Source organism: Bradyrhizobium sp. sGM-13 (assembly GCF_018398875.1).
Taxonomy (GTDB): Bacteria; Pseudomonadota; Alphaproteobacteria; order Rhizobiales; family Xanthobacteraceae; genus Bradyrhizobium.
Window position 1 is genome coordinate 1 of the sequence record NZ_JAGWDK010000530.1, and the last position, 213, is coordinate 213.

Genomic DNA, 213 nt, shown 5'->3' on the forward strand with positions numbered 1-213 from the left:
GCCTCGAACTGTCGCCGCAACTGATGGCCGACAGCGCCAGCGAGCAAGCCGCAGATCAGGATGATCAGACTGCGCGCGGCGTGGTAGTAAATGCTAGGCTCGGCATCGCCCGTGGGCGGATGATAGAACATCGCCATGCAAAACAGCTCGACGGCAGCGACGGCTCCGGTGAAGGTGGAGAGCCAGAAATCCAGCCTCAGCGTAGAGAGAATG

General features: G+C 61.0%; 1 pseudogene. It reads right to left on the reverse strand.

Annotated elements, in window-relative coordinates:
* Positions 1-213: pseudogene (locus KJQ96_RS39895) on the reverse strand (adenylate/guanylate cyclase domain-containing protein); the annotation flags it as partial.